This window comes from Dietzia sp. Cai40, assembly GCF_014145165.1.
GTDB lineage: Bacteria > Actinomycetota > Actinomycetes > Mycobacteriales > Mycobacteriaceae > Dietzia > Dietzia natronolimnaea.
Map to the genome: position 1 here is coordinate 1 of NZ_JAALEB010000215.1, position 5625 is coordinate 5625.

Here is a 5625-nt window from a genome sequence, read left to right on the forward strand (position 1 = left end):
CCGCCGACCCGGTTCTGGTGCCCGAGCGCCTCTGGCGGGCGCTGGAGCGCCGGCACACCGAGGCCGTCGACTCGCTGACCACCGACCACCTCGAGCGTCGACGACGAGGCGAGCCGCACCCGGTCGCGGACTTCCTGTTCACCTACTACCGGACGAGCGTCGCCACCGTCCGACGCTGGCATCCCGGCCCGGGGATCATCCTGGAGAACGCCCACCTGACCGAACGGGCGCAGTGGCGCCACTACGAGCGGACCTCCCTGCACGGTCGGTCCGGACTGATCGTGGATCCCACGTCCGTCCTGTCCCGATGCGGCCCCCGCCTGTCCCGCGCGCGCGAGATCGTCGAGGCCACCGCGTCCAGGCCGGGCGCACTGGGTTGTTTCGGCCTTCACGAGTGGGCCATGCTCTACCGGGGAGGCGACGATGCCGTTCGTCATCCCCGGGTGCCCCTCCGGGTATCTCAGCCACTGATCGACGACGTCGTCGACGGATCCCGGCTGCGGTGCACCCACTTCGACGCCCTCCGGTTCTTCACCGAGGCCGCCGTCCCCCTCAACAAGGACGTCCTCACCCGCGCCGAACAGGTCCGCAACGAGCAACCGGCCTGCCTGCACGCCGGTATGGATCTCTACTCGTACGTGGTGGACATGGAGGCCGGCGCCCCCGGCGAGCTCCTGGTGGACACGTTGGCCGCGGCCTTCGACGCCCGCGAGGTCGACATGCGGTCCTCGCCCTATGACCTGTCCGCCTGGGGACTCGACCCGATCCCGGTGGAGTCCCCCGAGGGACGAGCGGTCTTCGTCGCCCACCAGCGCGGATGGGTCGCGCGGACACAGGGGCTCCGCGCCCGGTACCTGGAGGCGGCGCGGGCCCTGGAGTCGACGAACCCCACCTGCCCGGCCGGCGCCGGACGACCGCCGGTCAGGCGGCAACCGCCCCGAACAGCCGCTGGGCCACCTCGGTGATGACGCTCCCGAGCTCGGCGTAGGCGTCGTCACCGGCCGTGGCCGTGCGGAGCACCAGACCCATCGTCCGGCCCGGTGCGGGCTCGACGAACCTCGCGACCCCGATGCCGGGGTCGCGGCTCTCGGACACCACGGCCGACTCCGGCACGATCATCACCCCCAGCCCCCCGGCGACGCACCTCACCGCGGTGGTCAGGGACGCCGCCCGCGACCCACCACGACCCAGGATCGGAGCCGAGACCCGCCGGCACAGGTCGACGGTCTGGTCACGGAGGCAGTGCCCCTCGTCGAGCATCAGCAGTGGGAGATCCACGAGGGCCTCGAGGGAGAGGCCCTCCTGCCCGGCGAGCGGGTGGTCGGCCGGGACGAGGAGAGCGAACGGTTCGGTGTACAGGGGCATACCGATGGCACCCGCGGCATCGGTGGGAAGGGCCATGATCGCGACGTCGATCGCCCCCGAGCGCAACTGCTCGAGCAGTCTGGCGGTCTGATCCTCGACGATCCGTGGCCGCAGATCCGGGAAACGCTCGGTCAGGGCGGGCAGCAGCCCCGGCAGGAGGTAGGGCGCCGCCGTGGGGATCACACCGATGCGGACGTCGCCCGACAGCGGCCCCCCGCTACCGGCGGCGATGTCGGCCACCGCGTCCATCGCGCCCACCGCGGCCCGTGCGAACGGGAGGAGCTGGTGCCCGACCGGTGTGACGAGCACCGTCCTGGTACTCCGTTCGACCAGGTGAACCCGGAGTCCCTCCTCCAGAGTCGCCAGGGCCTGGGAGAGCGACGGCTGGCTCATTCCCAGCTCCTCAGCGGCACTGCGGAAGTGGAGACGCTCCGCGACAGCGAGGAACACCCTGAGCTGGGTCACGCTCGGAACGAACCGCTGATTGGCCATGTCGATGAGTGTAGGACGATCAATAGCCCCACGTCGATGATTATTCACCCTCCCCTATGGGTGATCTTCACCTCATTAGGCTTTACCTCTCACTGCGCGTCGGGCATAGTCTCCCCTGCCCGTTCAAGAACGGCCCATAACCCAGGAGGATCACATGGCACTTCTCACCATCGGCGATCAGTTCCCCGACTTCGAGCTCACCGCACTCAAGGGCGGCGACCTCCAGCAGGTCAACGCCCAGCAGCCCGAGGACTACTTCGAGACGCTCACCAACCAGTCGTACGCCGGCAAGTGGCGGGTGATCTTCTTCTACCCGAAGGACTTCACCTTCGTCTGCCCCACCGAGATCGCCGCGTTCGGCAAGCTCGACGAGGACTTCCAGGACCGCGACACGCAGGTCCTCGGTGGCTCGATCGACAACGAGTTCGCGCACTTCAACTGGCGCGCGACCAACGACGAGCTCAAGGGTGTCCCGTTCCCGCTCCTGTCGGACATCAAGCACGAGCTGATCCGCGCGCTCGGTGTCGAGAACGCGGACGGGGTCGCCGACCGCGCGACCTTCATCGTCGACCCGGACAACGTCATCCAGTTCGTCTCGGTGACGCCTGATGCCGTCGGCCGCAACGTGGACGAGGTCCTCCGTGTCCTCGACGCCCTCCAGTCGTCCGAGGTCTGCGCCTGCAACTGGCAGAAGAACGACCCGACGAAGAACATCAACAAGATGGACATGCTGCAGGAGGGCATCAAGTGACCATCGAGAACCTGAAGTCCGGGCTCCCTGAGTTCGCGAAGGATCTCAAACTGAACCTCGGCTCCCTGGCGCGCTCGACAGAGCTGTCGCCGCAGCAGCTGTGGGGGACCTTCCTGGCCACCGCCGCGGCGACCCGGTCCGAGACCGTGCTGTCCGAGATCGCCGACGAGGCGCGCGAGCACCTGTCCGACGAGGCGTTCAACGCCGCCCTCGGTGCTGCGTCCATCATGGCCATGAACAACGTGGCCTACCGCGCCAAGGAGTTCCTGGGAGACGACTACGCCCAGGTCCGCATGGGCCTCCGGATGAACATCATCGCGAACCCGGGTGTGGAGAAGGCCGACTTCGAGCTCTGGTCCATGGCCGTCTCGACGATCAACGGCTGCGAGAACTGCACCGCCGCGCACGATGACGTCATCCGCAAGGAGGGCATCACCAAGGAGCAGGCCTGGGAGGCGGTCAAGATCGCCGGCACCGTGGCCGGCGTCGCACAGGCTGTCGAGATCCACGCCAACATCTGACACCCTCGTCCGGTCAACGGACCCGGAGCCCCGTCGACATCGTCGACGGGGCTCCACGCATTTCCCCGCCCCGACCGTCGAGTTGGCACTCCCCAAAACGCCCGGACAGGACTAGGTTCGGAGCCAGGCAGGTGGAAGAATCTTTCACACCGACGCGAAGAGATCTGGAGATGCCATGACCACCGGAGGTACCCCGTCAGGAGACGGGAACCCGAACGATCCGACCGGCACCGGCGCCGCCCAACAGAACTGGGGTGGACAGCAGTACGGCGGACAGGGGGACGCACAGGGATTCGGCCAGGAGCCCTATCCCGGACAGGGCTACGGCCAGGAGGGCTACGGCCAACAGGCTTATGGCCAGCAGGGATCCGGAGGGCAGGGCTTCGGCCAGCAGCCGTACGGTGACCACGGTTACGGGGCGGGGTACCCCCAGTCCGGCCAGGGGGGCGGGCCGGTGATGACGGGCAGGGTGTCCGCCACCGACGCCATCGGCGCCGGCTGGCAGATGTTCAAGAACAACCCGCTGCCGTGGGTTCTGGTCACGTTGGCGATGTTCCTCGCCAACGGGCTCGCGAGTTCGATATCCAACTCTCAGTCGGCGTCGGTGGCGTTCCTGGGCTCGATACTGGCGATCGCCGTGAGCTTCCTGTTCCAGGCATTCATCATCCGGGGAGCCCTCCTCGAGGTGGACGGGCACAAGCCGGAGATCGGCGACTTCTTCAAGTTGCAGAACTTCGGGGCGTTCGTCATCGCCGCGATCCTCGTGGCGATCGCGACGTCCATCGGGTTGATCCTCCTCATCATCCCCGGCATCGTGATCGCGTTCTTCCTGTACTGGACCCTCCACTTCGTCGTGGACCGCAACATGACCGCGATCGACGCCATGAAGTCCAGCGTCAACGCGATCAAGTCCGACGCGGGAAACCTGTTCGCTCTCGCGGTGCTCAACATCCTCGTCGTCGTGGCAGGTTTCCTCGCCCTGTTCGTCGGGCTCCTCATCGCGATCCCCGTGGCCACCCTGGCCTCGGTGTTCGCCTACCGCACCATCACGGGCCCGAGCGAGTTCTCGCGGATGGCGACGAGCACGATCTGACCACCGCGTCACTCGCGCTCGCGGCTGACGGACACGAGCTGGGCAGACGACGGCCCCCGGCGAACTCGCCGGGGGCCGTCGTCCATCCGAGGTGATGCCGTATCGGTCGTGCGTGTCAGTCGTGCGTGGTGGGTTCCCGGGCCTCCGCGGGCTCCCTCTCGTAGACCATCGCGCGCCGCACCGCCCAGATCGTCGCCGCGAACGCCAGCAGCGCGAGCGGCCAGCCCATCGCGATGCGGGCGGCCCCGAGCCAGTTGACCTCGTCGTTCAGGTAGAGCGCGTACTGCAGCACTGCGCGTATCGCGAAGAGCCCTGCCCAGATCCACGTGGCGACGGCGTACCACCGACGCGCTTTCGGGTGACGGCGCCAGGACATCCCTTTTCCGTCGAGCAGGCCCCAGATCACCCCGACGAGTGGCCACCGCGCGAGCGCGGACAGGGCGAACACCCCGCCGTACACCGCCTGCGTGATGATCCCGTAGAGGAAGTATCCCTTCGCGCTCCCGGTGCGCCAGGCGATCAGGACACCGATCGCGACCCCGAAGAAGCCGGAGATCGCCGGCTGGGGGTTCTCCCGTCGGACCAGTGACCACGCCAGCATGGCGACCGCCACCCCGAGCGCCGCCCAGATCGCCACCGTCAGTCCCCAGAAGCCGTTGACGGGGACGAAGGTCAGGATGGGGATCGACGAGTAGACCAGGCCGCGGACGCCACCCATCTGCTCGAGCAGCGAGGCGTCCGGGTCACCGAACGCGGACTTCCGCTTACCTCCCGCGCTCTCCGGGGGCACTTCTCCGGTGGACTGCTCGCCGGCCCGCTCAGACTCGGTCACACTTCTCCTCCGCGTGTAGCGCCCGGTTGCCCACTGAGCAATTCGTAACGTGGATTGAACATGACCTTCTGGCCGGACCGGACGCCGATACGCCCGGTCACCTTGACGAAGCGGCCGGTGTCGATACCCGGGATCGAACCACGTCCCAGCCAGCACACGTCCACCGCACCCGTACCGTCGTACACCTCGGCGGTCACCCCGAGGAACCGCTCTCCCCCTCCGGAAAGGACTGTGCGCACGCGCCCGGCCAGGGTGACCATCTGCCCTCTCCGGGCGTCCTCGACGGGCGAGCAGCCGATGCCCTGAACCGCACCGGCCAGGTCCACCGCGTCGAGCGACTCGAGCGGCGCGGTCAGCCGAGCCGAGAGACCACGGAACATCCGGGTGACGGGCATGGCTCCCCTCTCAGCGCGTCGGTCGGTCAGAGATCGTCGGTGGAGCGGAGCCGGTCCATGGCGCTGCCGTCCCTGCGGGGCCGGGACTCCGGCTGCCGAGGCTGTTCCCGGGTGGGGGTCGGGCTCGGGGCCGGGGCCGGTGTTCCCGCCGCCGGGGCCGGCTGGCCCTGGGGCCG

At 68.4% G+C, this 5625-nt stretch carries 7 protein-coding genes; 4 read left to right on the plus strand and 3 right to left on the minus strand.

What is annotated here, in order from left to right; genetic code table 11:
* Positions 1-965 (plus strand): hypothetical protein (locus tag G6022_RS08985; protein WP_241731132.1); only part of this gene is annotated, 965 nt, incomplete at its 5' end.
* Here the strand turns inward: G6022_RS08985 and G6022_RS08990 are convergent.
* On the minus strand, positions 922-1857 hold the full coding sequence (locus tag G6022_RS08990) for a hydrogen peroxide-inducible genes activator (RefSeq protein WP_179525226.1): 936 nt from the start codon (positions 1855-1857) through the stop codon (positions 922-924). The two genes, G6022_RS08985 and G6022_RS08990, sit on opposite strands and share 44 nt — an antisense overlap.
* Before the next feature lie 154 nt (positions 1858-2011).
* On the opposite strand from G6022_RS08990, the gene G6022_RS08995 reads away from it, so the two are divergent.
* The 3 genes from G6022_RS08995 to G6022_RS09005 all read left to right on the plus strand — a co-directional run bounded on the left by G6022_RS08995 (position 2012) and on the right by G6022_RS09005 (position 4222).
* Positions 2012-2608, plus strand: coding sequence for a peroxiredoxin (locus G6022_RS08995; protein ID WP_182610194.1), 597 nt, complete (start codon positions 2012-2014; stop codon positions 2606-2608).
* Positions 2605-3129, plus strand: a complete 525-nt coding sequence (locus G6022_RS09000; protein WP_179525224.1) for a carboxymuconolactone decarboxylase family protein — start codon at positions 2605-2607, stop codon at positions 3127-3129. The genes G6022_RS08995 and G6022_RS09000 overlap by 4 nt, the downstream gene beginning before the upstream one ends.
* A gap of 175 nt (positions 3130-3304) precedes the next feature.
* The gene (locus G6022_RS09005) at positions 3305-4222 is read left to right on the plus strand and encodes a hypothetical protein (RefSeq protein ID WP_182610193.1); all 918 of its coding nucleotides are present in this window, start codon (positions 3305-3307) and stop codon (positions 4220-4222) included.
* Positions 4223-4337: 115 nt separating this feature from the next.
* On the opposite strand, the gene G6022_RS09010 is transcribed toward G6022_RS09005, so the two are convergent.
* Both G6022_RS09010 and G6022_RS09015 read right to left on the minus strand, forming a co-directional pair.
* Complete coding sequence (locus G6022_RS09010; RefSeq protein WP_304816413.1) at positions 4338-5054, minus strand: DUF3159 domain-containing protein; 717 nt, start codon at positions 5052-5054, stop codon at positions 4338-4340.
* Positions 5051-5449: an OB-fold nucleic acid binding domain-containing protein gene (locus tag G6022_RS09015; RefSeq protein ID WP_182691414.1), complete on the minus strand. Its 399-nt coding sequence runs from the start codon at positions 5447-5449 to the stop codon at positions 5051-5053. Before G6022_RS09015 ends, G6022_RS09010 begins: the two co-directional genes overlap by 4 nt.
* Between the last annotated feature and the right edge of the window lie 176 nt (positions 5450-5625).

Bases quoted from the DNA above. Each gene is read 5' to 3' on its own strand.
- G6022_RS09015 (WP_182691414.1), bottom strand. From the start codon at position 5,449: ATGCCCGTCACCCGGATGTTCCGTGGTCTCTCGGCTCGGCTGACCGCG.
- G6022_RS09005 (WP_182610193.1), top strand. From the start codon at position 3,305: ATGACCACCGGAGGTACCCCGTCAGGAGACGGGAACCCGAACGATCCG.
- G6022_RS08995 (WP_182610194.1), top strand. From the start codon at position 2,012: ATGGCACTTCTCACCATCGGCGATCAGTTCCCCGACTTCGAGCTCACC.
- G6022_RS08990 (WP_179525226.1), bottom strand. From the start codon at position 1,857: ATGGCCAATCAGCGGTTCGTTCCGAGCGTGACCCAGCTCAGGGTGTTC.